This window comes from Streptomyces sp. NPDC031466 (assembly GCF_055581265.1).
Genome location: NZ_JBVIJT010000002.1, coordinates 242,406 through 265,331, shown reverse-complemented (window position 1 = coordinate 265,331; position 22,926 = coordinate 242,406). Strand labels below are relative to the sequence as shown.

Sequence of the window (22,926 nt, the reverse complement as noted above, 5' to 3'; positions counted from 1 at the left end):
CACCCGGCCTACGCCGAGCAACGGGCGGGCGGCCGGGAAACACCCGCCGCGAAGCGGCGGCACAGAACACCCACCACCCGGCAAACGTAAAACAGAAGCACCGCCCCTACAGCTCCCGGCCTACGCCGGGCAACGGGCGGGTGGGTGGGAGACATCCGCCGCGAAGCGGCGGGACAGGAGGGCCGCCACCCGGCAAGCGGGGAACAGAAGCGTCGCCCCTACAGCACCCGGTCCACGCCGAGCAACGGGCGGGTGGGTGGGAGACATCCGCCGCGAAGCGGCGGGACAGGAGGGCCGCCAGCAGGCAAGCGGCGAGCCGGCGCCCCGAGGGGCCCAGGCCCCTCGGGAAGCCCCCGCTACCCCCGCGCCCCCGCGAGAACCGCCTCCGCCACACCCCCCGGCAGATCCCGCATCACCAGATGCCCGGAAGGCCACGCCGGCCGAAACCCCCCGCCAAGGCCCGCGGCCAGCCCCCGCTGGCGCCCGACCCACTCCCCCGCACCCCCCGCCCAAGCGGCCAGCACCGTCACAGGCGCCCCGCCGGGCAACGGCGCGGCCCGCCGCAGCTCCGCCAGCTCCACCGCGACGTCGCCGTAGGTCACGTACTCCATGAGCATCGCCCGCCACACCCGCCCCGACCCGTAGAGTCCCGCCCACGGCGTGGGCGCCACCAGCCTGCGCAGCGCGGGCCCCACCGCCCGCGGCACCCCCGCCCCGCACAGGACCGCCCCGCCCACCCGCGCGAGCGCCACCCGCAGCCGGCGCGGCACCCGCACCCGGGGCCGTTCCTCGACGCTGGAGTCGACGAGGACGAGGCCCGCCGTGCGCTGCGGATGCAGCCGTGCGAACGCCTCCGCGTGGAATCCGGCGAGCGAGTGCCCGACCACCGTGACCCGCTCCCCGCCGAGGCCGACCTCCTCGAGTACCCGCAGCATCCGTTCCGCCTCCCCGCGCAACGTGGGCGCCACGCGCGCGTGCCCGCTCAGTCCGAGCCCGGGGCGGTCGAAGCGGACGACGGTCCGGTGCGGCGCGAGCAGCGGCACCACCGGGTCCCAGTCGAACCAGCCGAGCCCGAGCCCGGCGCTCAGCACGCACACCGGGCCGCTGCCCGTCACCTCGACGTGCAGCGGCACTCCGTCGACGCGTACGAAGGTCATCCCCGTCGGGCGGCCGAGGCCGCGGCGGCGGCGAGGGACCACGCGAGGACGGCGATCCAGACCGCGATGAACAGCACCTGTAGCCGCTGCCCGACGCCGAGCCCCCAGGTCCCGTGCCCCGACTCGAACGCGGCGACGGACGCCAGCGTCCACCCGGTAGCGGCCAGTTCGAGGACGACGAGGACGGGCCCGCTCCGCGCGAGGGCGGGCCACGCGGCGGCGTCGCGCCGCGCGACGACGGTGAGCAGCACCATGCCCGCCAGTGCCCCGGCGACGGCCAGGCTGCTGCTGACGGTGTGCGCGGAGTGCGTCCAGGGGACGTCGCCCGCCGCCTGCCGCGCGACGCACCCGGCGTCGATGGTGGGCGCGCAGCTCAGCGGCAGTCGCGAGTCGACCGCCGTGGCCGCCCCGAACAGGGCGATCCCGGCCCAGCCCGCCGCGGCCCGTCCCCGGTACCGCAGCCACCCGAGCGCGCCCACCGCGCCGGCGAGGACGAGGAGCCCGGCCAGCAGGTCGAAGGAGCGGAAGAACGTCCCGTACGGCTGGTCGGTGGCGGCGAGTTCACTGACGTACGTCCGGAGGGGCGAGAGGCCGGTGGGCAGGAACGTCTCCACCGTCCAGGTGGTGTAGAGGAGCGCGCCGAGCAGCAGCAGCGCCGAGCAGGCGGCGTGGGCGACGGCGGGTCGCCGGGTGCCGTCGTGCGGCGGCCCGGTCCGCTGCGGGGGCATGCGGGCGGCCGCGGTGGTGGCGGGGGAGTTCGCGGGGCTCATGTCGGGCCGCCGCTCGCGGGAGTCGGCGTCCGGGGTGGCCCTACCCCGGTGCGCGGAACCTGAGGAAGGCCGCAGGGGCCAGTGCGCCGAAGCAGGAAAGACCGCCGCCGACGTTCGGTGGACCGTGCCACAGCCGCCCTGGCCGAACCGGTCGGCCGAGCCGGTCGGGCGGCGCGGAGCCGAGGCCCGCGAGGAGGATCGCCGCCGGGACGACGGCTCCGCGCGGCAGGCGGGGCTGCGCTTTCCGGCTCCGGAAGGGTGTCGACACGGCGACCGACCCCGATATGCCCCGTTTCGTCCGTAATCATCATGCGCTCATGATCGACGCAGGGACGGGAGCCCGCACGTCGCCGGACACCCGGCCGGGGGTAGGCCGCACCTCATGGCGAGGGCACCCACCGGGGGTGGCCCCCGGGCCGTCAGGCATCGCGTCGCTCTGACGATTACACTGGGCGGGTGCCTCAACTACGTCTCGCCCTGAACCAGATCGACTCGACCGTCGGCGATCTCGCCGGGAACGCCGAGGCGATCGTCCACTGGACCCGGCACTCCGCCGAGCAGGGGGCGCATCTCGTCGCGTTCCCCGAAATGGCGCTGACCGGGTATCCCGTCGAGGACCTCGCCCTGCGCTCGTCCTTCGTCCAGGCCTCGCGGGACGCGCTGCACGCGCTCGCCGCCCGGCTGCGCGACGAGGGGTTCGGGGAGCTGCCGGTCGTGGTCGGCTACCTCGACCGCACCGAGGAGGCCAAGCCGCGCTACGGCCAGCCCGCCGGCGCGCCGCGCAACGCCGCCGCCGTGCTGCACCGCGGCGAGGTCGTGCTGACCTTCTCCAAGCACCACCTGCCCAACTACGGCGTCTTCGACGAGTTCCGCTACTTCGTGCCGGGCGAGACGCTGCCGGTCGTACGCGTGCACGGCGTCGATGTCGCCCTCGCCATCTGCGAGGACCTCTGGCAGGACGGCGGCCGCGTGCCGGCCGCCCGCAGCGCCGGGGCCGGCCTGCTGCTGTCCATCAACGCCTCGCCGTACGAGCAGAACAAGGACGACCAGCGGCTCGAACTGGTCCGCAAGCGCGCCCAGGAGGCCGGCTGCACCACCGCCTACCTAGCGATGATCGGCGGGCAGGACGAGTTGGTCTTCGACGGCGACTCGATCGTCGTCGACAAGAACGGCGAAGTCATCGCGCGGGCGCCGCAGTTCGCGGAGGGCTGCGTGGTCCTGGACCTCGACCTGCCCGCCGCCGCGCCCGTCGCGCCGTCCGGCGTCGTGGACGACGGGCTGCGCGTCGAGCACGTCACGGTCTCCGAGGAGCCGGTGCCCGCGTACGAGGCGGAGTTGACCGGTGGGTACGCCGAGCGGCTCGACGACGACGAGGAGGTGTACTCGGCGCTGGTCGTGGGCCTGCGCGCGTACGCCGCGAAGAACGGCTTCAGCAGCGTCCTGATCGGGCTCTCCGGCGGCATCGACTCGGCGGTCACCGCCGCCATCGCCTGCGACGCGCTGGGCGCCCGGAACGTGTACGGCGTCGCCATGCCCTCCCGCTACTCCTCCGACCACTCCATCGGCGACGCGGAGGACCTGGCGCGGCGCACCGGGCTCAACTTCCGTACCGTGCCGATCGCGCCGATGTTCGACGCGTACATGGGGTCGCTCGGGCTGACCGGGCTCGCCGAGGAGAACCTCCAGTCGCGGCTGCGCGGCACGATGCTGATGGCGCTCTCCAACCAGGAGGGGCACATCGTGCTCGCGCCGGGCAACAAGTCCGAGCTCGCGGTGGGCTACTCCACGCTCTACGGCGACTCCGTCGGCGCCTATGGCCCCATCAAGGACGTCTACAAGACCTCGATCTTCCGGCTCGCCCGGTGGCGCAACCGGGCGGCGCTGGAGCGGGGGCAGACGCCGCCGATCCCGGAGAACTCCATCAGCAAGCCGCCGAGCGCGGAGCTGCGGCCCGACCAGGTCGACACGGACTCGCTCCCCGACTATCCCGTCCTCGACGGGATCCTGGAGCTGTACATCGACCGGGACCAGGGGGCCGACGCGATCGTGGCCGCCGGCTTCGATCGGGAGTTGGTCACGAAGACGCTGCGGATGGTGGATACGGCGGAGTACAAGCGGCGGCAGTATCCGCCGGGTACGAAGATCTCCGCGAAGGGGTTCGGCAAGGATCGCCGACTCCCCATCACCAACCGCTGGCGCGAAACCGCCTCCGGCTGAGGGGGCCACCACCTCTCCCCCCTCGGGGACCGCTCCCGCCTGCCCGCCCGTTTCCCACCTCGGCCGCACCACCGACCACCCGCGGGTTCACCAGAACCGAGCCCCGCAACGGATCGTCCGTCCGGCCCCCGGGGTCGGGCGTCACCACGGACTGTCCGCCGCTTCGCGGCGATGTCTCCCACCCACCCACCCGTTTACCCCGCATCGTGCGGAACCGTAGGAGCGTGGGGCAGGGGATGACCCGGGTAACGGGCGGGTGGGTGGGAGACAACCGCCGCGACAGCGGCGGACCAGGGGATGACCCCGGGCAAACGGGCGGGTGGGCGGGAAACATCCGCCGCGACAGCGGCGGGCCAGGGGAAAACGCCGGGGAACGGGCGGGTGGGTGGGAAACATCCGCCGCGAAGCGGCGGACCAGGGGATGACCCCGGGCAACGGGCGGGTGGGTGGGAGACAACCGCCGCGTCAGCGGCGGGACAGAGATGTCCCCCGGACAGGCGGCGTCCCCAGCCAAACCGGCGGGAGAGGTCCCCTGCGAGCAGGGGGAGGCCCCGCGCACACGAGCGCGAGGCGCCCACCGCGGGACAGGAGACGACCCCGGGTACACGCGCGCCTGACGTCCGCTGCGACACAGGGACGCCCCTGAACGAGAGGCCGGCCCACGCAGGTGCGAGGTCAGTGGGAGGACCGCTCCCGGCGCCGCACGGCGCCGGAGGCGACGATCCGCTCCGGGCCCGCTACCGGCTGCCGCCGGTCCACCACATACGCCACCCCCGCCACCACGATCCCCAGAACGGCAAGCACCGCCCCGGCCCCCGCCGGAGACGTCACCCCGAACCCCGCCGCGAGAGCGAGCCCCCCGACCCAGGCCCCGCCCGCGTTGGCGAGGTTGAACGCCGCCTGATTGGCGGAGGAGGCCAGCGACGGAGCCGCCGACGCCTTCTCCATGACCATCAGCTGCAACGGCGACCCCGTGGTGAACGCCGCCATGCCGAGCAGCGCGACCGCGAGCGCCGCACTCCAGCCGGCGCTCATGAGGAGCGGGAAGAGGGCGAGGACGACGGCCAGCGCGATGAGCCCGCCGAAGAGGGTGCCGCGCAGGGAGTGGTCCGCGAGGCGGCCGCCGAGGAGGTTGCCGGCGGTGGCGCCGACGCCGAACAGCGCCAGGAGCACCGTGACGCTGGACTCGGCGTACCCGGCGGCGTCCGTGAGCATCGGCGTGATGTAGCTGTACGCCGCGAAGAGCGCGCCGAAGCCCGCGACGGTCGTACCGAGTGACAGCCATACCGGGCCGCCGCGCAGCGCCCGCAGCTCGCCGCGCAGGCCGACCGCGTCGCCGTGGCCGTGGTCGGCGGGGACGAGCAGGGCGAGCGCGGCGATGGCGGCGAGGCCGATCGCGCTGACGCCGAGGAAGGTGGCGCGCCAGCCGAGCTGCTGGCCCATGGCGGTGGCGACGGGTACGCCGACGATGTTGGCGACGGTCAGTCCGAGGAACATCAGGGAGACGGAGCGGGCCTTGCGCTCGGGCGCGACGAGCCCGGTGGCGACGACCGCGCCGACGCCGAAGAAGGCGCCGTGCGGCAGGCCGCTGAGGAAGCGGGCGGCCAGCAGGGAGGTGTTGTCGGGGGCGACGGCGGAGAGCGCGTTGCCGATGACGAAGAGCACCATGAGGCCGACGAGGACGCGCCGGCGCGGCAGTTTCGCCGTGAGGGCGGCCAGCAGCGGGGCGCCGATGACGACGCCCAGCGCGTACGCGGAGACGAGGTGTCCGGCGGCGGGGATGGATATGTGCAGGTCGTCGGCGACGTCGGGCAGCAGGCCCATCATCACGAACTCGGTCGTGCCGATGCCGAAGGCGCCCACGGCGAGGGCGAGCAGGGCCAGGGGCATGAAGAGGTACCTTCCACGGAAGCAGGGGGTGCGGGCGAGGGGAATCCGTAAGTTTACTTCCGGAACAAACTCCCCCGCACCCCGTATTCCGTGGTGTGAGGCATCCCGCGGTGCGAGGCGACGCTCGTACGGCCGACAGCGTCGGAATCCGACGGCGTCAGGAGGAGAGATCCACCCGCGCCGCGATCGGCAGATGGTCGCTGCTCGTCTCCGGCAGCGTCCAGGAGGAGACCGGCTCGACGCCCTTGACCATGATCTGGTCGATCCGCGCCATCGGGAACGACGCGGGCCAGCTGAAGCCGAAGCCGTTGCCCACCGCGCCCTGCGTGGAGCGCATCTGGGAGGTGACCGCGTTCAGCGCGCGGTCGTTCATCGTGCCGTTGAGGTCGCCGAGCAGGACGACCTTGCCGATCGGCTCGTCGGCGATGGCCTCGCCGAGCGCGTCGGCGCTGTTGTCGCGCTGGCTGGCCGTGAAGCCCGCGTTGAGCTTGACGCGGACGGACGGCAGGTGCGCGACATAGACGGCGACGTCGCCCTTGGGGGTGTTGACCGTCGAACGCATCGCGCGGGTCCAGCCCAGCTTGATGTCGACGGGGCCGGTGCCGGAGAGCGGGTACTTGCTCCACAGTCCGACGGTGCCCTCCACCGCGTGGTACTTGTACTGGCCCGCCAGGGCCTTCTCGTACGTGGGGACGGCGTCCGCGGTCAGTTCCTCCAGGGCGATCACGTCGGCGCCGGACGCGGCGACGTCGCGTGCGGTGCCGGTCGGGTCGGCGTTGTCCGCGTTGACGTTGTGCGTGGCGACGGTGAGGTCGCCGCCGCTGCCCGACTTGTCGCCGAGCAGGCCGCCGAACGAGTTGATCCAGATGATCAGCGGCAGGAGCAGGGCGATCAGCGCGGTCGCGGACTTGCGGACCACGCCGACGACGGCCAGCACGGGGATGAGGACGCCGAGCCACGGCAGGAACGTCTCGATCAGGCTGCCGAGGTTGCCGACGTCGTTCGGGATCTGCGCGTGGAAGAGCATCACCAGGGCGATGAGGACCGCGGCGCCCGCGGTGACGAGCCCGCGCCGCCAGATGTCCTTGTCGCCCCGCCAGCCGTCGAGCAGACGTCGGAACCGGGACCCCGGACGCTCGGGCTCCGAGCCGCCGCTGCCCGTCTCCGTCATATACGTCTGCGCCATACTCTCGTCGCCTCACTGCCTGCCGTGCACACCGTCGGTCCGCCCCTGAAACCCTAGGGGATGATCGGTGTCTTCCCTGCCGTCCGCGACGGCCGTACAGGCACTGGGACGATCAGGGCGGCGCGGCGGGTTCCTGAACAGCGGCCGGTAACGCCGGCTGTGACGAAACGCGCATATGCGCACGGGGCCCGCGACGACCGCCGGGCGCCGCCGACGCCCAGGCCGCCCGACACTCAGGCCGCCCGACGCTCAGGCCGCCGGACGCAGTCCCTCCAGCGCGGTGTCCACGATCCGCTCGGCGAGGTCGTCGTCGAGCGGTGCCTCGGGCCGCATGACCGTGCGCAGCAGCATCGGCCCGACGAGCAGGTCGTTGGCCATCTCGATGTCGATGTCCGCGCGCAGCTCGCCGTCCGCGACGCCCCGCCGCAGCACGTCGCAGGTGGCGCGGCGGCGGGGGTCGACGACCGTGCGGTGGTAGGCGTCCCACAGCTTGGGCAGCGCCTTCATCTGCGCGAAGACGTTGTGCAGCAGGGCCGAGGACCGCATGGACAGGCCGCGCCTGCGCAGGCCCTCCAGGAGGCACACGAGGTCGTCGCGCATCGAGGTGCCGGGCAGCGCCGGGTCGGGCTCCTCGAAGACGCGCAGGACATCGACGAAGAGGGCCTCCTTGCCGTCCCAGCGCCGGTAGATGGTGGCCTTGCCGACGCCCGCGGTCCTGGCGATCCGCTCGATGGACAGGTCCGCGAGCGGTACGCCGTCCTCCAGGAGCCGCACCACGCCCTCGATGATCGCCTGCTCCACGGCCTCGCTCCGGGGGCGCCCCGGACCGCCGCCCTTGCCCTTGGCGATGTGGACCACTTCATCTCCGTATCTGTGACGCGCCGGCTGCCGGGGCGATTCTCCCTCAGTGCCCCGCGGCGCCCACCGCCTCGGTCTTCTTCTCCTCGGCTCCGGGCGCCGCGGGCATCCGGCCCGGCAGGAACAGGAAGACGACGACGGTGCCGATCGCGGCGACGCCCGCGCCCCACAGCGCCGTGATGTGCATGGCGTGCAGGAACGAGTCGTTGGCCGCGGTCACCAGCGGCTCACCCCGGGGGCCGAGCTTCGCGGCGAAGCCCAGGGTGGCCTCGATGGACTCACCGGCGGTGTGCCGGGCGCCCTCGGGCAGCAGGGTCAGCTTGTCCTCGACGCCGTTGCGGTACGCGGTGGACAGCACCGATCCGAGGACCGCGATGCCGAGGGCGCCGCCGACCTGCCGGAAGGTGTTGCTGAGCGCGGAGGCGGAGCCGGCCTTCTCGCGCGGCAGGGCCTGCATGATCACGACGCTGGTGGGCGTCATGATGTGCGCCATGCCGGTGCCCATCAGGAAGAAGATGACCTCCAGGATCCAGATCGGCGTATCGGCGTCGAGGATCGTGAACGACGCCAGCGTGGCCATCACCAGGAGCAGGCCGCCGGTGCACACGGCCCGGACGCCGAAGCGGTCGACGACCAGGCGGGCGCGCGGCGCGAAGATGAGCTGGGCGGCGGCCAGCGGCAGCATCAGCAGGCCGGTCTGCAGCGGCGAGTAGCCCCGCACGCTCTGGGTGTAGAAGACGGAGAAGAAGGTCACGCCCATCAGCGCGAAGAAGACGAGCGCGATGGCGCTGATCGCCGCCGAGAAGACACGGTTCTTGAAGTACGAGATGTCGACGGACGGGTGGTCGCACCGCTTCTCGTACAGCACGAAGGCGACGAGGACGGCGAGGCCCGCGAGGGAGGTGCCGAGGACGGCGGGGTCGGTGAAGTCGGCGAGCTGGCCGCCCTTGATGATGCCGTAGACGAGCAGGACGAGGCCGACGACGGAGAGCGCGACGCCGACGAGGTCGATGCGCCCCGGCTTCGGGTCGCGCGAGTCCGGCACCAGCCACACCATGAGGGCGACCGCGACGAGCACGATCGGCACGTTGATGAGGAAGACCGAGCCCCACCAGAAGTGGTCGAGCAGCACGCCGCCGGTGATCGGGCCGATCGCGATGGCGAGGCCGACACCGCCCGCCCAGATGCCGATCGCCTTGGGCTGCTCCTCGCGCTCGAAGACGTTCATCAGGACGGCGAGGGTCGCGGGCATCACGAAGGCCGCGCCGAGGCCCATCACCGCGCGGAACGCGATGAGTTGGACGGGCGAGCCGGACTCGGCGGCGAGCGCCGATCCGATGCCGAACACGACGAGCCCGGCGAGCAGGACCTTCTTGCGGCCGAGCCGGTCGCCGAGCAGGCCGGCGGTGAAGAGCAGGCCGGCGAAGACGAGGGTGTAGGAGTTGATCGCCCACTCCAGCTCGCCCTGGGTCGCGCCGAGGCCGGTCGGTTCCGGGGTGGAGATCGTCTTGATGGCGACGTTCAGGATCGAGTTGTCGAGTACGACGATCAGCAGGCTCAGCATCAGCACGCCGAGGATCGCCCAGCGGCGTCGGTGCACTGCCTCCGGTATGCGGGGCGGCGCGGGTGCGGCAGGGGTCGAAGGAGATGACATGTGAGCCAGCCTAAGGCCATTTCAATACGAGACCGTCTCGTATTGGAAAGTCTTTACCGAGGCACGTCCGAGGTGCGCCGCCCGTCCGTTGCGGGGGCCCACTAGCCTCCGGGCGGTGTCCGGTGCCACCATGGGAGTGATCCGGGGACGCCGTCAGGGCGCCTCGAGATGACAGAAGGAGCCGTTGCGATGACGCAGCTTTCGGCTGCCCACAAGAGCGCCGACGCCCAGCGAGGCCCCGACAGCAGCAAGGCGCTGTACGGCGGCAAGGGCACGCGACGCATCACTGTGCGGGACATCAGCGCCGCCAAGGAGCGCGGCGAGAAGTGGCCCATGCTCACCGCCTACGACGCGATGACCGCGTCCGTCTTCGACGAGGCGGGCATCCCCGTCATGCTCGTCGGCGACTCGGCGGGCAATTGCCACCTCGGGTACGAGACCACCGTGCCCGTCACCCTCGATGAGATGACCATGCTGTCGGCCGCGGTCGTACGGGGCACCTCGCGCGCCCTGATCGTCGGCGACCTGCCGTTCGGCTCGTACCAGGAGGGCCCCGTCCAGGCCCTCCGCTCGGCGACCCGGCTGGTGAAGGAGGCGGGCGTCGGCGCGGTCAAGCTGGAGGGCGGCGAACGCTCCCTGGCCCAGACCGAACTCCTCGTCCAGTCCGGCATCCCCGTCATGTCCCACCTCGGGCTGACCCCGCAGTCCGTGAACACCATGGGCTACCGCGTACAGGGCCGCGGCGAGGAAGCGGCGCACCGGCTGGTGCGGGACGCCAAGGCGGCGCAGGACGCGGGCGCGTTCGCCGTCGTCCTCGAACTGGTCCCCGCGGAACTGGCCGCGGAGGTCACCCGCTCCCTGCACATCCCGACCGTCGGCATCGGAGCGGGCGCCGAGTGCGACGCGCAGGTCCTCGTCTGGACGGACATGCTCGGCCTCACCGGCGGCAAGATGCCGCGCTTCGTCAAGCAGTACGCGGACCTGCGGGGCGTCATGACCGACGCGGCGAAGGCGTTCGCGCAGGACGTGGTGGGCTCGGCGTTCCCCTCGGAGGAGCATGCGGTGCATTAGCCGTGCGGCGCGTGTGCCGTGCGGCGCGTGTGCCGTGCGGTGCGTATGCCGTGCGGTGCTTTGGCTGGACGGTGCCTGGCCTTGCCGCCGGGGCCGGGCCACCGCGGTGCCAGGGCGGTCCGCCGATCTTCCCCCGTCGGCGGGCCGCCCTTCCTCGCCCCTGGGCGGTGGGGCTGTCCCCCGGTGCCGGGGCGGTCCGCTGAGTCCCCCCGTCGGCCGTCCGCCCTTCCTCGCCCCTGGGCGGCTGACCTGTCCCGCCGCTTCGCGGCGATGTCTCCCACCCACCCACCCGTTTACCCCGCACAGAGCGGAACCGTAGGAACTCCGCCGCGAAGCGGCGGGGCAGGGGATGACGCCGGGCAACGGGCGGGTGGGTGGGAAACATCCGCCGCGAAGCGGCGGGGCAGGGGATGACGCCGGGCAACGGGCGGGTGGGTGGGAAACATCCGCCGCGAAGCGGCGGGCTAGGAGATGACGCCGGGCAACGGGCGGGTGGGTGGGAGACATCCGCCGCGGCAGCGGCGGGACAGGAGATGACGCCGGGCGCCGGGCGGGCAAGCAGGCGAGGTAGGGCCCAGCGGAAAGGGAAGGGCGCGGTCGGGGGCGGGAGCGCTGTCGGCGGGATGTCGGTGGTTTGTCGGTGGGGCATGACACCGTCTGGGCCATGACACGAATCGACAAGAACCCCGACGGCGCAGGGAGCGCGGTCACCGTAAGGGGACTGGTCAAGCACTACGGCGAGACCAAGGCACTGAACGGCGTGGACCTGGACGTACGCGAGGGCACCGTCCTCGGCGTGCTCGGCCCGAACGGCGCCGGCAAGACCACCCTCGTCCGCTGCCTGTCCACCCTGGTCGTCCCGGACGCCGGCACCGCCCACGTCGCCGGTTACGACGTGGTCCGCCAGCCCCGCCAGCTCCGCCGCGTGATCGGCCTCACCGGCCAGTACGCCTCGGTGGACGAGAAGCTCTCGGGCCGCGAGAACCTGTACATGATCGGGCGCCTGCTGGACCTGTCCCGCAAGGAGGCGCGGTCCCGGGCCGACGGCCTACTGGAGCGGTTCTCCCTCACGGAGGCCGCCAAGCGCCCGGCGAACACGTACTCCGGCGGTATGCGTCGCCGGCTCGACCTGGCCGCCTCGATGATCGGCAGTCCCGCCGTCCTGTATCTGGACGAGCCGACGACGGGCCTCGACCCCCGCACGCGCAACGAGGTGTGGGCCGAGGTCAAGCGGATGGTCGCCGACGGCGTCACCGTGTTGCTCACCACGCAGTACATGGAGGAGGCCGAGCAGTTGGCCTCGCGGCTGACGGTCATCGACCGCGGCGAGGTGATCGCCAGCGGCGGCATCGACGAGCTGAAGGCGAAGGTCGGCGGCCGCACCCTGCGCGTCCGCCCGGCCGACCCGCTGGAGCTGCGCCCGTTGGCCAACGCCCTGGACGACCTGGGCCTGACCGGCCTCGCCACCTCCACGGTGGACGTCGAGTCCGGCACGGTCCTGGTGCCGATCCTCAGCGACGAGCAGCTGACCGCCGTGGTCGGCGCGGTCACCGCGCGCGGCATCACGATCGGCTCGATAGCCACCGAACTGCCCAGCCTGGACGAGGTGTTCCTCTCCATCACGGGCCAGAAGGCCAGCGCCCCGCAGGACGCCCGCCCCGAACTCGAGGAGGTTGCCGTATGAGCACCACCACTCTCGCGCCGCCCCTCACCAAGGGCCAGACGGGGGACGACGCCCGCATCGGCCTGCGCGGCCACGTGCGGCACACCAGCGCGCTGGTCCGCCGCAACCTGCTGTGGATCCGCCAGGACCCCGAGTCGATGTTCGACGCGGTGCTGATGCCGATCGTCTTCACGCTGCTGTTCGTGTATGTCTTCGGCGGTTCCATCGGGCAGGCGCTCGGCGGCGGTCAGGACCAGTACGTGCAGTACGTGGTGCCGGGCATGATGGCGATGATGAGCATGAACATCGCCATGGCCGTCGGCACCGGCTTCAACCAGGACTTCCAGAACGGCATCATGGACCGTTTCCGCACCCTGCCGATCGGTCAGGGCTCGGTGCTCTTCGCCAAGATCGTGGTGGAGCTGATGCGGCTGCTCATCGCGACGACGGTCATGATGATCGTCGGTGTCCTGGTGGGCTTCGACATCACGAACTGGGGCGGCCTGTTCGCCGCCGTGGGTCTGTCCGCGCTCTTCGGCACGGCCATCATGTGGATCTTCCTGGTCCTCGGCGTCTCGATGAAGAGCGCCCAGTCCGTGCAGGCGATGGGCTTTCTGGTCCTGATGCCGCTGCAGTTCGGCTCGTCGATCTTCGCGCCGACCCAGTCCATGCCGGGCTGGCTGCAGGCCTTCACCGACTACAACCCGCTGTCCTCGCTCGCGGACTCCGCGCGCGGCCTGATGATCGGCGGCCCCGTGGCGCACGACGTGTGGGTCACGGTCGGCTGGTCGGCGGCGCTCACGCTGGTGATGGCGCCGATCGCGATCCACAAGTTCCGCACCAAGCACTGACCGCCGGGCTCCCGAGGGAAGACCTGGTGCAGCGCGCGAGGGCCGGGTTCATACGGCGCACAGGGCGGCGGCCTCATCGAGTGTGAGGCCGCCGCCCTCGGCGTACGCGGCCTCGTACGCGGCGCCGCCGAGCGCGGCGCGGGCGAGCCGGACGGCCTCGTCGTGGATCTCCCGCTCCCTCGCGTTCGGGAAGTGGCCCGCGGGCTGTTCGCGTGCGGCGACCGCGAGCAGCCGGGCGGCGTCCCCGGCGCGGCCGCCGCCGTCGAGCCCCACCAGTGCGCGGGCCGCCGTCCGCAGCTGGGTGGCGACGCACTGCGGCGCGATCATCAGCGACAGCGGGGAGCGGGCCTCCTCGACGGCGGCGCGGGCCGCGGCCAGGCCCTCGGCACACCGGCCGCCCAGGGTGTCGAGCCAGGCCTGGAGGCCGAGCACGAAGCTGTCGAAGACGGCGTAGCCCGCCTCGGTGAACTCCTCGCGCAGCCGGCGCAGCTGCCGGTCCGCCTCGTCGAGGCGGCCGGTGCGGCCGAGCGCGCCGATGAGGAAGAGCCGGGCGGCGGGCATGGCCTCGCCGGTGTGCGCGCGGCCGCTGCCGTCGAGGACGTCCCGCAGGATCGCCTCGCCCCGGGCGAAGTCGTCCGGCGATTCCATCAGGACCGAGCCGAGGCGGGCCTTGAGCACGGCCACCTGGCTCTGGGCGCCGACCCGTTCGGCGCAGGCGATGGCCGCCTCGAAATCCTTCGCGGCGCGGGCGAACTCCCCTCTGCGCTCCCGTGATTCGGCGCGGGTGGCCAGTGTCTCGGCGATGCCCCACGCGTCACCGAGCCGCTCGAAGCCCCGCAGTGCCTCGTCCGCGTCGCCGTCGGCGGCGCCCGCCCAACCGGTGTGGTTGGCGAGGATGTTGGCGCGCAGTTGCAGGGCGGCGGCCAGCTCCCAGGCGTGGCCCAGTTCCCGGCAGGTGCGGACGGTCTCGTCCAGGGTGGCGCGCAGCAGGTCCGCGTCGCCGCCGAGCAGGACGGCGTAGAACCAGAGGCTGCCCGGCATGCGGCACGTCTGGGGCAGGCCCGGGCGGTAGGTGTTCCTGATGCCGCGCAGCCGCTCCTGGGCCTCCCGCGTCCGCCATGCCTTCATGTCCATGTCCATGCAGGCGAGGTCGAGCAGGTGCACGCCGCGGCGCGCCTCCTGGAGGACCTCGGGCCGCATGGGCGGGGGCGCGGCCGTGCACGCCTCGTACAGCGGCCGCGCGGGGGTGACGGGCCGGGCGAAGGGGTCGGGGCCGAGGGCCATGACGTCGCGGGACCAGGCGCGGGCCTCCGGGCGCAGGCCGCGCAGCTCCCAGAACCAGCACAGGGACAGCACCAGGCAAAGCGCTTCGTGTTCGTCGCGTGCGGCGAGGGCGTGCCGCAGGGCGGTGCGCAGGTTCTCGTGCTCGGCCTCCAGGCGGGCCACGGCGGCGAGCTGGCCGTGGCCGCGCAGTTCGGGGTCGGTGGTCCTCGCGACCTCGCGGTAGTGCACGAGGTGGGCGCGCTCCGCCCCGGCCCGGTCCCCCGCCTCGTCGAGCCGTTCGCCCGCGTACTCGGCGACGGTTTCGAGGAGCCGGTAGCGCATGCCCGCGCCGGGCACGGGTGAGGGGGCGGCGACGACGAGGGACTTGTCGACGAGGGAGCCGAGCAGATGGGCGACGTCGTACGCGCTGCCACTGCCACTGTCACTGTCGCTGTCCGCGCAGACGGCCTCGGCCGCCGCGAGGTCGCAGCCGCCGGCGAAGACGGACAGGCGCCGCAGGACGGCGCGTTCGGGTGCGTCGAGCAGGTCCCAGGACCAGTCGACGACGGCCCGCAGGGTCTGCTGGCGGGGCAGGACCGTGCGGGCGCCGCTGGTGAGCAGCCGGAAACGGTCGTCCAGGCGGTCGGCGATCTGGCGCGGGGTGAGCAGGCGCAGGCGGGCGGCGGCGAGTTCGATGGCGAGCGGCAGTCCGTCGAGGCGCCGGCAGATCTCGGCCGCCGCGTCCGGGTCCTCCTCGACGGCGAACCCCGGTTTCGCCGCGGCGCCGCGCTCGGCCAGCAGCCGCACGGCGACGGGTTCGGGCAGCGGCTCGACGCAGTGCAGCGACTCGCCGAGTACGCCGAGGGGTTCGCGGCTGGTGGTGAGGACCGTGAGGCCGGGGCAGCGGGCGAGCAGTTCGTCCGCGAGGCGGGCCGCGCCCGCCACGACGTGTTCGCAGTTGTCGAGGACGACCAGCATGCGGCGGGCGGCGCAGTGTTCGACGAGGCGGACGAGGGGGTCCTCGCCGTGCCGTTCCGATATGACCCGCATCTCCTCGGCGCCCGCGCCGCGCAGCACGGTCTCGCGGGCGCCGAGCGCGGTGAGTACGGCCTCGGGCACGTCGTCGGGGTCTTCGACGGGCGCGAGTTCGGCGAACCACACCCCGTCGGGGAAGCCCGCACCGACGCTTTCGGCGGCCTCTTGCGAGAGTCTCGTCTTTCCGGCGCCGCCGGGTCCGAGCAGCGTGACGAGGCGGGCCCGCGCGAGGTCGCCGCGCAGTGCCTGGATGTCGGCCTCGCGTCCGACGAAGGAGGTGAGGCGGGCGCGGAGGTTGCCGGGCACGCGGGGCGGGCGCTCGGCCGGCGGCGGCACGCGCAGCAACTCCTCGTGCAGGTGCCGCAGTTCCGCCCCGGGGTCGGCGCCGAGCCGCTCCGCGAGGTCGCGTCGTACGTCCTCGTACGCGGCGAGCGCCTCCGCCGGGCGTCCGGCGTCCCGCAGCGCGCGCAGCCGCAGGAGCTGGAGCGGTTCGTCGAGGGGGTGGGCGGCGCAGAGCGCGGCGAGTTCGGGCAGGGCCCGGTCGGCCTGCCCGAGGGCCAGGGCGGCGGTCAGCCGCGCGCGGCGGGCGTCGCGGCGGCGGGTCTGCCAGCGGGCGGCGTCCGCCGTGCGGTGCGGCAGGTCGGCGAGGGGCTGGCCGCTCCACAGGGCGAGCGCGTCGTCCAGCAGGGCGGCGGCCCGCACCGGGTCGCCGTCGGCGAGGGCGCGGCCGCCTTCGCCGGTCAGCCGGTCGAAGCGGAACACGTCCACGTCGTCGGGGCCCGCGCACAGCCGGTAGCCGCCCGCCACGGAGGCGACGGCGTCGGTGCCGAGGGCCTTGCGGAGCCTGCCGACGAGTGCCTGGAGGGCCCCGGCCGGGTCGGCGGGCGGCTCGGCGGCCCATACGTCGTCGACGAGGGCCCCCACGGTCACGGCACGCCCCGCCCGCAGGGCGAGCGCCGTCAACAGGGCACGCAGGCGCGCCCCGCCGACGGGAACGGGGCTCCCGTCGACACGAACAGCCCGGGCCGACCCGAGAACGCGATAACGCACCACCCCATTGTCCCTTCCCCCGCTCCCCCATCGGCACCGAACTCCCCATCCGCCGGGGCCACTAGGGCTCGAAGACCTCCAGGTCCACCAGGACGCCGGTCTCCGAGCGCTGATGTCCGGGACCCCGCGCCGCACGGGGCAGCTCCTCCGTCCGGAACCACTTCGGGCACCGGTCGACGGGGCGCAGCCGGCGTTTCCCGGGTACCACCTCGTACGTCCGTGAGCCCTCGGCGGTCTCGGCGAAGTCCTGTGTCACGACGTGGAGGGCGCGGACCCGGCCGACCGTGTCCGGCCAACGGTCGCCGTGCCGTGCGACGGTGAGCAGCCCGGCGAGGCGGGCCCGTTCGGGCCACGGGGGCGGGTGGTTCCACGGGACGGTCAGGCCGTGGGCGCGCACGACCGAGCGCTCCACCGACTCCTCGAAGCAGCCCTCATCACCCTCATCACCCTCATCCCCCTCGTCGTCCTCTTCGACCTCTTCGACCTCTTCGTCCTCGTCCCCGAGGTCGTCCTCGCCGTCGGCCTCTGCGTCCCCGACCCCGTATGCGCCCCGTCGTCCCCGTCGTCCCCGTCGTCGTCGGACCAGTCCCCCTCGATCTCGGCCAGCGCGACCACCGGGCCCTCGATCTCGCTGAGGTCCGCCGTCCACGCCTCGTCCGGGTGCGTTTCGGCGAGCAGCAGCGGCCACGCCACCTCGTCGCCCACGGCGAACGGCTCCCCGCAGCACTCCATCTGCCAGTCCTCGTACAAGACTTTCCACAGCGCCATGGGCCCAGCTTCCCCGGAACCCCGCGGTGGGTGCGAAGCGTTTTCGGCGTGTGCCCGATATCGTCACCACGCGCCGCGCGTCCGTGTGGCCCGAGGATCTCAGGAGCCCCACCCCATGACCACCGCCCCTCTCCGCGGCAGTGACCGGCGGATCAGTCCCGTCTTTCTCGGGATCGCCGCCGTCACCGCGGTCTCCGGCTGGGCCGCCTGGACCGGTTTCGGGAAGTCCCCCGGGCCGGCCGTGTTCCTCTTCGTGACGGCCGCCTGGATCGTCTCGCTGTGCCTGCACGAGTACGCCCACGCGCGTACGGCCCTGCACAGCGGGGACGTCTCGATCGGCGCGAAGGGCTATCTGACGCTGAACCCGCTGAAGTACACGCACGCCCTGCTGAGCATCGTGCTGCCGGTGCTGTTCGTGATCGCGGGTGGCATCGGGCTGCCGGGCGGCGCGGTCTTCATCGAGCGGGGCCGGATCCGGGGGCGCTGGCGGCACAGCCTGATCTCGGCGGCGGGCCCGCTGACGAACGCGCTGTTCGCGCTGGTCTGCACGGCGCCGTTCTGGCTGCACGCCCTGGACGGCGTGCCGGCCGTGTTCCGCTACGCGCTCGCCTTCCTCGCCCTGCTCCAGGTGACGGCGGCGATCCTGAACTTCCTGCCCGTCCCCGGCCTGGACGGCTACGGCGTGCTCGAGCCCTGGCTCTCGCCCGCGTTCCGCCGCCAGGTGGAGCCGTTCGCGCCGTTCGGACTGCTCGCGGTCTTCGCCGTGCTGTGGATCCCGCAGGCCAACGAGGCGTTCTTCGACGCGGTCCACGCGCTCTTGCGCGGCCTCGGCGTCAGCGAGCGGGACACGTCCTGGGGCCGGGACCTGTACCGCTTCTGGGCAGGCTCGCAGGAGGTGCCGCGGGCGCTCAGCTCGTAGGCGCGGCCGCGTCCCGCCGCAGCTTCGCCCGCCGCAGGTAGAACCACGCCATGTTCGACGCGAGGCCCGCGAGCAGCACCCACACGACGCCGAGCCAGCTGCCCCGCGCGAAGGAGAGCACGGCGGCGGCGACGGCGAGGGCGCAGACCACGAGGGCGTACAGAGCGAGGCGGGGCATGGGGGTCGGCTCCTGTCGGGTGCGGCGGGGGACGCCCGGGGGCGTGCGGTCGTACGCGTCCAGTGTCCCCCATGCCCGCCCGCGCCCTATACGTCGGTGACGCGCAGCCCCGCGTGCGCCTTGTAGCGGCGGTTGACGGAGATCAGGTTGGCGACCAGCGACTCCACCTGGTGGGCGTTGCGCAGCCGGCCGGCGAAGACGCCCCGCATGCCGGGGATGCGGGCGGCCAGCGCCTGCACGAGGTCCGTGTCGGCGCGGCTCTCGCCGAGGACCATGACGTCGGTGTCGATCTCCTCGACGTCGGCGTCCTGGAGCAGGACGGCCGACAGGTGGTGGAAGGCGGCGGTGACGCGGGAGTCCGGCAGCAGGGCGGCGGCCTGCTCGGCGGCGCTGCCCTCCTCGGGCTTGAGGGCGTAGGCGCCCTTCTTGTCGAAGCCGAGGGGGTTGACGCAGTCGATGACGAGCTTGCCGCGCAGGTCCTCGCGCAGGGCGTCGAGGGTCTTGCCGTGGCCGTCCCACGGCACGGCGACGATCACGATGTCGCTGCGCCGCGCGCACTCCGCGTTCTCGGCGCCCTCGACGCCGAGGCCCAGCTCGTCGGCGGCGGCCCGGGCGCGCTCGGCGGCACGGGAGCCGATGATCACCTTCTGTCCGGCGCGGGCCAGGCGGTAGGCCAGGCCCCGCCCCTGGTCGCCGGTGCCGCCGAGGACACCGACGACGAGCCCCGACACGTCGGGCAGCTCCCAGGGATCCTTGGCCGGGGCCTTGGCGGGCGCGTTCTGAGCACGGTCTGCGGCACTGTCTGTAGAGGTCATGGGGTGACCTTACTCAGCGGTCACAGGTGGTCACGTCAGTTCACCAGTTCGGCCAGCGGGATGCGCCGGAAGGTGATCGTCTCGTACGCGCCGAAGTCCCCCGTCTCGTAGAGCAGGCCGATGGTCTCCTCGTCGAGGCGTACGAGGTCGGAGTACGCGGCGGGCAGCCCGTCGACGGTGTGTACGGGCTGCCAGGTGGTGCCGCCGTCGGAGGAGCGGCGCACGGTCATCAGGGCGCGGAAGCCGGGGTCGGCGGGGCCGGAGAAGAGGAGCAGGTCGGGGTCGCGCACCTGCAGGACGCTGCCCTCGACCACGGGGCCGGTGAGGCAGGCCTGCGGGCGGAAGGGCCTGACGAGGCTGCGGCCGCCGTCGCGGGAGTGGGCGTCGGCGCGGCTGCCGGGTGCCGGGGAGTCGTTGCGGGTGTTGACGTAAAGGCGTCCGTCGGGGAGTTCGGCGGCGGTGGTCTCGTTCACGTTGATGTAGCCGTCGGTGTTGTCGTCGATGTAGCCGATGCGCCAGGTGGCGCCGGCGTCGTCGCTGAGGAGGCAGTGGCCGCCGTTGTACCTGCCCTCGGTGCCGGTGTCCGAGCCGGACGGCGGCAGGGAGTGGTTGGCGGGGACGACGACGCGGCCGGTGGTGAGCTGGAGGGCGTGCCCGGGCCCGGTCGCGTACCACCGCCAGCCGGGCTTCTTCACCGAGGCGGTGATCTCGCGCGGGGCGGACCAGGTGCGGCCGTCGTCGTCGCTGTGCTGCACCCACACACGCCGGCCGGCGGCCGCGGAGACCTTGCCGCGCCGGATGGCGTCCTCGGTGGCCGCGGCGGCGTTCCTGACCTGGACGAGCAGGACGCGGCCGTCGGCGAGGACGACGGGGGCGGGGTTGCCCGCGAGGTCGGCGCCGTTCTTGCCGACGACCTGGAGCGGGCCCCAGGTGCGGCCGCCGTCGACGGAGCGCTTGAGGACGATGTCGATGTCGCCGAAGTCCTCCTGGGATCCCACGCGGCCCTCGCAGAAGGCGAGGACGGTACGGGGGCCGGGGCCGGTTCCTGTGCCGGAGCCGGTTCCTGTGCCGGGGCCGGTTCCTGTGCCGGGGCCGGTTCCTGTGCCGGGGTCGGGGGTGGTGGCGGTGGTGACGACGGCCGGTATGCGGAAGCTCGCGTAGCCCTCGCGGCCCGCCCGGAAGGGAACAGACGTCTCATAAGTCATGGTGCGGGCTTCCCCACTCCGGGGGAATTCCCGGTGAACTCCGGGTCACGAGTGCCCCGTCGGTGGAGGATGCGGCGCCATGGACGCCGTACGGGTCGCGCTGCTGCGCGAAGTGCTCGCAGGGACCGAGTGGCTCGGGGCCACACGCCGCTTCGCGGGCGCCCTGCGTTCGTCCGTCGTGCCGCACGGCGGCGGGCTGCTCCTGGTGGGCACGCGGGCGTACGAGCCCTGGCACCTGGCCGCGCACCTGGTGGACGAGGCAGCCTGGTCGGGCACGCCGGAGCTGACCCCTACGCTCGTACGCCACCGGGTCCTCGCCGCCGACCCCGCGCACCTGTCGACCGGCCTCGGCCGGATCGAGGCCGCGCGGCGCGGCGAGACGCTGCTGGTGGTCGCGCCGGACGCGCCGGACGCGGAGCTGCTCACGCGCGTGCACGACGCGCGGCGGGCCGGGGCGACCGTGCTCGCGCTGGACGCGGGGGACCGCGATCTGGGGGCGCTGGCACACGAGGCGCTGACCGTGCCGGGGCCGGGGGGTGACACGGGGGACGATCTCGACCTGGATACGGTGCAGCATCTGGTGAGCGCGGCGGCCGGGGAGAACGCGCTGCCCGCGACGCGGGGCCGCCGCCGCTTCCGGGACCGGCTCTCCCGCCTCACCGACCATCTGACGGCACCGCCACCCACCCGGTGGTGACCGGACCGACCGCCGTACCGGCAGGCCCTTACGGCTCGGCCCTTCCCGGCTCGGCCCCCGCCGCTTCGCGGCGTTTCTCCCACCCACCCACCCGGCACCCCGCGTCACGCCCCGCGCGGCACCGGCGACGACCGAGCGGGTGGATGGGAAAGCCCGCCGCGCAGCGGCGAAAAGGCCCACCACCACACCGGGCACCACCCCAAGCCCCGGCGAGGGGACCCCGCGGCTCGACGCCGAGCACCGGGCGGGTGGGTGGGAAACCCGCCGCGCAGCGGCGAAAAGGCCCACCACCACACCGGGCACCGCCCCAAGCCCCGGCGAGGGGACCCCGCGGCTCAACGCCGAGCATCGGGCGGGTGGGTGGGAAACCCGGCCCCCAGGAGGCCCCCGGCCAGCGCCCGCGCACGCGGGAGAACCGGCGAGGCCCCGGACTCAGCCCTCGCCGCCCGCCTTGTCATGCCACCGAGGATCGTTCTCCCACTGGAGATTCCGCTCCGCGGCCGTCCGCATCGCCGCTTCCGCCTCCGGCCGCGAGGCGTACGGCCCCATCCGGTCCTTGCCGGGGCAGTCGGGGCCCTCCTCCACCTTCTGGTGCTCCAGGCAGTAGTACCACTCCCCCGGCTTGCCGACCGTCCGCTTCTTGAACAGCGCCATGTCCCGCTCCTCTCGTTCCTGACGCCATCGTGCCCCGAGACGGCTGGCTAGACTCGCCGGCATGTCTGGCCAGTCACTGCTCGTCCCAGGGGAGCTCTCTCCCGTCCGTTCCGTTCCCGGCAACATCAGGCGCCCGGAGTATGTGGGCAAGCCCGCCCCCACCCCGTATACGGGGCCCGAGGTGCAGACCCCCGAGACCATCGAGCTGATGCGCACCGCGGGCCGCATCGCCGCGCGGGCGATGGCGGAGGCCGCGCAGCACATCGCGCCGGGGGTGACCACCGATGAGCTGGACCGCGTCGCGCACGAGTACATGTGCGACCACGGCGCCTACCCCTCCACGCTCGGCTACCGCGGCTTCCCGAAATCGCTGTGCAGTTCGATCAACGAGGTCATCTGCCACGGCATCCCCGACTCCACCGTCCTGAAGGACGGCGACATCATCAACCTCGACGTCACGGCGTACATCGGCGGCGTGCACGGCGACAACAACGCCACCTACCTCGTCGGCGACGTCGACGAGGAGTCGAAGCTGCTGGTGGAGCGGACCCGCGAGTCCCTCGACCGCGCCATCAAGGCCGTCAAGCCCGGCCGCCAGATCAACATCATCGGCCGTGTCATCGAGTCGTACGCGAAGCGCTTCGGCTACGGCGTCGTGCGTGACTTCACCGGTCACGGCATCAACACGTCCTTCCACTCCGGCCTGATCGTCCCGCACTACGACAGCCCGCACGCGACGACCACCATCCAGCCCGGCATGACGTTCACGATCGAGCCGATGCTGACGCTCGGCACCCACGAGTACGACATGTGGGACGACGGCTGGACCGTCGTCACGAAGGACAGGAAGCGCACCGCGCAGTTCGAGCACACGCTGGTGGTGACGGACACCGGGGCGGAGATCCTCACGCTGCCCTGAGCCCTCGCGCCGAGCCGTCCGGGCCGTCCGGGCCGATTCCCTGGTCAGTCAAAGGGCCGCCTTTACCGACACAGCGTCGGGAACCGCGCCCGGTGGGCTCGGGCAT

Annotated in this window: 20 protein-coding genes; 7 read left to right on the top strand and 13 right to left on the bottom strand. The window is 73.1% G+C overall.

Features of this window, described 5'->3' with window-relative positions:
- Positions 1-356: 356 nt before the first annotated feature.
- Together ACZ5GP_RS04010 and ACZ5GP_RS04005 are read right to left on the bottom strand one after the other, a co-directional pair.
- Positions 357-1,157 carry an alpha/beta fold hydrolase gene (locus ACZ5GP_RS04010; RefSeq protein WP_468749273.1) on the bottom strand — a complete coding sequence of 267 codons (801 nt, stop codon included), beginning with the start codon at positions 1,155-1,157 and terminating at the stop codon, positions 357-359.
- Complete coding sequence (locus tag ACZ5GP_RS04005; RefSeq protein WP_468749272.1) at positions 1,154-1,927, bottom strand: DUF998 domain-containing protein; 774 nt, start codon at positions 1,925-1,927, stop codon at positions 1,154-1,156. The genes ACZ5GP_RS04010 and ACZ5GP_RS04005 overlap by 4 nt, the downstream gene beginning before the upstream one ends.
- 456 nt (positions 1,928-2,383) lie before the next feature.
- Between ACZ5GP_RS04005 and ACZ5GP_RS04000 the strand changes: the two genes are divergently transcribed.
- Complete coding sequence (locus ACZ5GP_RS04000) at positions 2,384-4,144, top strand: NAD+ synthase (RefSeq protein ID WP_468749271.1); 1,761 nt, start codon at positions 2,384-2,386, stop codon at positions 4,142-4,144.
- A 675-nt stretch (positions 4,145-4,819) separates the two neighbouring features.
- On the opposite strand, the gene ACZ5GP_RS03995 is transcribed toward ACZ5GP_RS04000, so the two are convergent.
- From ACZ5GP_RS03995 to ACZ5GP_RS03980, 4 genes are all read right to left on the bottom strand, one after another.
- A complete protein-coding gene (locus ACZ5GP_RS03995; RefSeq protein ID WP_468749270.1) occupies positions 4,820-6,034 on the bottom strand; it encodes an MFS transporter in 1,215 nt (404 codons plus the stop codon).
- Positions 6,035-6,191: 157 nt separating this feature from the next.
- Complete coding sequence (locus ACZ5GP_RS03990) at positions 6,192-7,220, bottom strand: endonuclease/exonuclease/phosphatase family protein (RefSeq protein ID WP_468749269.1); 1,029 nt, start codon at positions 7,218-7,220, stop codon at positions 6,192-6,194.
- A gap of 249 nt (positions 7,221-7,469) precedes the next feature.
- Positions 7,470-8,078 (bottom strand): TetR/AcrR family transcriptional regulator, encoded by a 609-nt coding sequence (locus tag ACZ5GP_RS03985; protein WP_468749268.1) that lies wholly within the window; start codon positions 8,076-8,078, stop codon positions 7,470-7,472.
- A 46-nt stretch (positions 8,079-8,124) separates the two neighbouring features.
- The gene (locus ACZ5GP_RS03980; RefSeq protein ID WP_468749267.1) at positions 8,125-9,732 is read right to left on the bottom strand and encodes an MFS transporter; all 1,608 of its coding nucleotides are present in this window, start codon (positions 9,730-9,732) and stop codon (positions 8,125-8,127) included.
- A 189-nt stretch (positions 9,733-9,921) separates the two neighbouring features.
- On the opposite strand from ACZ5GP_RS03980, the gene panB reads away from it, so the two are divergent.
- The 3 genes from panB to ACZ5GP_RS03965 all read left to right on the top strand — a co-directional run bounded on the left by panB (position 9,922) and on the right by ACZ5GP_RS03965 (position 13,317).
- On the top strand, positions 9,922-10,803 hold the full coding sequence (panB, locus tag ACZ5GP_RS03975) for a 3-methyl-2-oxobutanoate hydroxymethyltransferase (protein ID WP_468749266.1): 882 nt from the start codon (positions 9,922-9,924) through the stop codon (positions 10,801-10,803).
- 664 nt (positions 10,804-11,467) lie between these two features.
- On the top strand, positions 11,468-12,487 hold the full coding sequence (locus ACZ5GP_RS03970; RefSeq protein ID WP_468749265.1) for an ATP-binding cassette domain-containing protein: 1,020 nt from the start codon (positions 11,468-11,470) through the stop codon (positions 12,485-12,487).
- Positions 12,484-13,317, top strand: coding sequence for an ABC transporter permease (locus ACZ5GP_RS03965; protein ID WP_468749264.1), 834 nt, complete (start codon positions 12,484-12,486; stop codon positions 13,315-13,317). Before ACZ5GP_RS03970 ends, ACZ5GP_RS03965 begins: the two co-directional genes overlap by 4 nt.
- Before the next feature lie 48 nt (positions 13,318-13,365).
- On the opposite strand, the gene ACZ5GP_RS03960 is transcribed toward ACZ5GP_RS03965, so the two are convergent.
- From ACZ5GP_RS03960 to ACZ5GP_RS03950, 3 genes are all read right to left on the bottom strand, one after another.
- Positions 13,366-16,665: an ATP-binding protein gene (locus ACZ5GP_RS03960; protein ID WP_468749263.1), complete on the bottom strand. Its 3,300-nt coding sequence runs from the start codon at positions 16,663-16,665 to the stop codon at positions 13,366-13,368.
- 61 nt (positions 16,666-16,726) lie between these two features.
- Entirely contained in the window at positions 16,727-17,077 is a 351-nt protein-coding gene (locus ACZ5GP_RS03955) for a DUF6578 domain-containing protein (RefSeq protein ID WP_468749262.1), read from the bottom strand.
- The gene (locus tag ACZ5GP_RS03950; RefSeq protein ID WP_468749261.1) at positions 17,044-17,433 is read right to left on the bottom strand and encodes a DUF6578 domain-containing protein; all 390 of its coding nucleotides are present in this window, start codon (positions 17,431-17,433) and stop codon (positions 17,044-17,046) included. The genes ACZ5GP_RS03955 and ACZ5GP_RS03950 overlap by 34 nt, the downstream gene beginning before the upstream one ends.
- 115 nt (positions 17,434-17,548) lie before the next feature.
- Here ACZ5GP_RS03950 and ACZ5GP_RS03945 point away from each other — a divergent pair, with 115 nt between their 5' ends.
- Positions 17,549-18,352 (top strand): site-2 protease family protein, encoded by an 804-nt coding sequence (locus ACZ5GP_RS03945; RefSeq protein WP_468749260.1) that lies wholly within the window; start codon positions 17,549-17,551, stop codon positions 18,350-18,352.
- On the opposite strand, the gene ACZ5GP_RS03940 is transcribed toward ACZ5GP_RS03945, so the two are convergent.
- From ACZ5GP_RS03940 to ACZ5GP_RS03930, 3 genes are all read right to left on the bottom strand, one after another.
- The gene (locus ACZ5GP_RS03940) at positions 18,342-18,530 is read right to left on the bottom strand and encodes a hypothetical protein (protein ID WP_358589677.1); all 189 of its coding nucleotides are present in this window, start codon (positions 18,528-18,530) and stop codon (positions 18,342-18,344) included. The two genes, ACZ5GP_RS03945 and ACZ5GP_RS03940, sit on opposite strands and share 11 nt — an antisense overlap.
- 86 nt (positions 18,531-18,616) lie before the next feature.
- Positions 18,617-19,345: an NADPH-dependent F420 reductase gene (gene npdG, locus ACZ5GP_RS03935; RefSeq protein ID WP_468749259.1), complete on the bottom strand. Its 729-nt coding sequence runs from the start codon at positions 19,343-19,345 to the stop codon at positions 18,617-18,619.
- 35 nt (positions 19,346-19,380) lie between these two features.
- The gene (locus tag ACZ5GP_RS03930) at positions 19,381-20,550 is read right to left on the bottom strand and encodes a sialidase family protein (protein WP_468749258.1); all 1,170 of its coding nucleotides are present in this window, start codon (positions 20,548-20,550) and stop codon (positions 19,381-19,383) included.
- Positions 20,551-20,629: 79 nt separating this feature from the next.
- Here ACZ5GP_RS03930 and ACZ5GP_RS03925 point away from each other — a divergent pair, with 79 nt between their 5' ends.
- Positions 20,630-21,247: a hypothetical protein gene (locus tag ACZ5GP_RS03925; protein WP_468749257.1), complete on the top strand. Its 618-nt coding sequence runs from the start codon at positions 20,630-20,632 to the stop codon at positions 21,245-21,247.
- Between the two features lie 432 nt (positions 21,248-21,679).
- Here the strand turns inward: ACZ5GP_RS03925 and ACZ5GP_RS03920 are convergent, their stop codons facing one another.
- The gene (locus ACZ5GP_RS03920) at positions 21,680-21,901 is read right to left on the bottom strand and encodes a hypothetical protein (protein ID WP_468749256.1); all 222 of its coding nucleotides are present in this window, start codon (positions 21,899-21,901) and stop codon (positions 21,680-21,682) included.
- A gap of 61 nt (positions 21,902-21,962) precedes the next feature.
- Here ACZ5GP_RS03920 and map point away from each other — a divergent pair, with 61 nt between their 5' ends.
- Positions 21,963-22,820 carry a type I methionyl aminopeptidase gene (gene map, locus ACZ5GP_RS03915; RefSeq protein WP_468749255.1) on the top strand — a complete coding sequence of 286 codons (858 nt, stop codon included), beginning with the start codon at positions 21,963-21,965 and terminating at the stop codon, positions 22,818-22,820.
- Positions 22,821-22,926 lie beyond the last annotated feature (106 nt).

Bases quoted from the DNA above. Each gene is read 5' to 3' on its own strand.
- map (WP_468749255.1), top strand. From the start codon at position 21,963: ATGTCTGGCCAGTCACTGCTCGTCCCAGGGGAGCTCTCTCCCGTCCGT.
- npdG (WP_468749259.1), bottom strand. From the start codon at position 19,345: ATGACCTCTACAGACAGTGCCGCAGACCGTGCTCAGAACGCGCCCGCC.
- ACZ5GP_RS03930 (WP_468749258.1), bottom strand. From the start codon at position 20,550: ATGACTTATGAGACGTCTGTTCCCTTCCGGGCGGGCCGCGAGGGCTAC.
- ACZ5GP_RS03970 (WP_468749265.1), top strand. From the start codon at position 11,468: ATGACACGAATCGACAAGAACCCCGACGGCGCAGGGAGCGCGGTCACC.
- ACZ5GP_RS03950 (WP_468749261.1), bottom strand. From the start codon at position 17,433: ATGGCGCTGTGGAAAGTCTTGTACGAGGACTGGCAGATGGAGTGCTGC.
- ACZ5GP_RS03965 (WP_468749264.1), top strand. From the start codon at position 12,484: ATGAGCACCACCACTCTCGCGCCGCCCCTCACCAAGGGCCAGACGGGG.
- ACZ5GP_RS03940 (WP_358589677.1), bottom strand. From the start codon at position 18,530: ATGCCCCGCCTCGCTCTGTACGCCCTCGTGGTCTGCGCCCTCGCCGTC.
- ACZ5GP_RS04005 (WP_468749272.1), bottom strand. From the start codon at position 1,927: ATGAGCCCCGCGAACTCCCCCGCCACCACCGCGGCCGCCCGCATGCCC.
- ACZ5GP_RS03925 (WP_468749257.1), top strand. From the start codon at position 20,630: ATGGACGCCGTACGGGTCGCGCTGCTGCGCGAAGTGCTCGCAGGGACC.
- ACZ5GP_RS03920 (WP_468749256.1), bottom strand. From the start codon at position 21,901: ATGGCGCTGTTCAAGAAGCGGACGGTCGGCAAGCCGGGGGAGTGGTAC.
- panB (WP_468749266.1), top strand. From the start codon at position 9,922: ATGACGCAGCTTTCGGCTGCCCACAAGAGCGCCGACGCCCAGCGAGGC.
- ACZ5GP_RS03995 (WP_468749270.1), bottom strand. From the start codon at position 6,034: ATGCCCCTGGCCCTGCTCGCCCTCGCCGTGGGCGCCTTCGGCATCGGC.
- ACZ5GP_RS03980 (WP_468749267.1), bottom strand. From the start codon at position 9,732: ATGTCATCTCCTTCGACCCCTGCCGCACCCGCGCCGCCCCGCATACCG.
- ACZ5GP_RS04010 (WP_468749273.1), bottom strand. From the start codon at position 1,157: ATGACCTTCGTACGCGTCGACGGAGTGCCGCTGCACGTCGAGGTGACG.
- ACZ5GP_RS03990 (WP_468749269.1), bottom strand. From the start codon at position 7,220: ATGGCGCAGACGTATATGACGGAGACGGGCAGCGGCGGCTCGGAGCCC.
- ACZ5GP_RS03945 (WP_468749260.1), top strand. From the start codon at position 17,549: ATGACCACCGCCCCTCTCCGCGGCAGTGACCGGCGGATCAGTCCCGTC.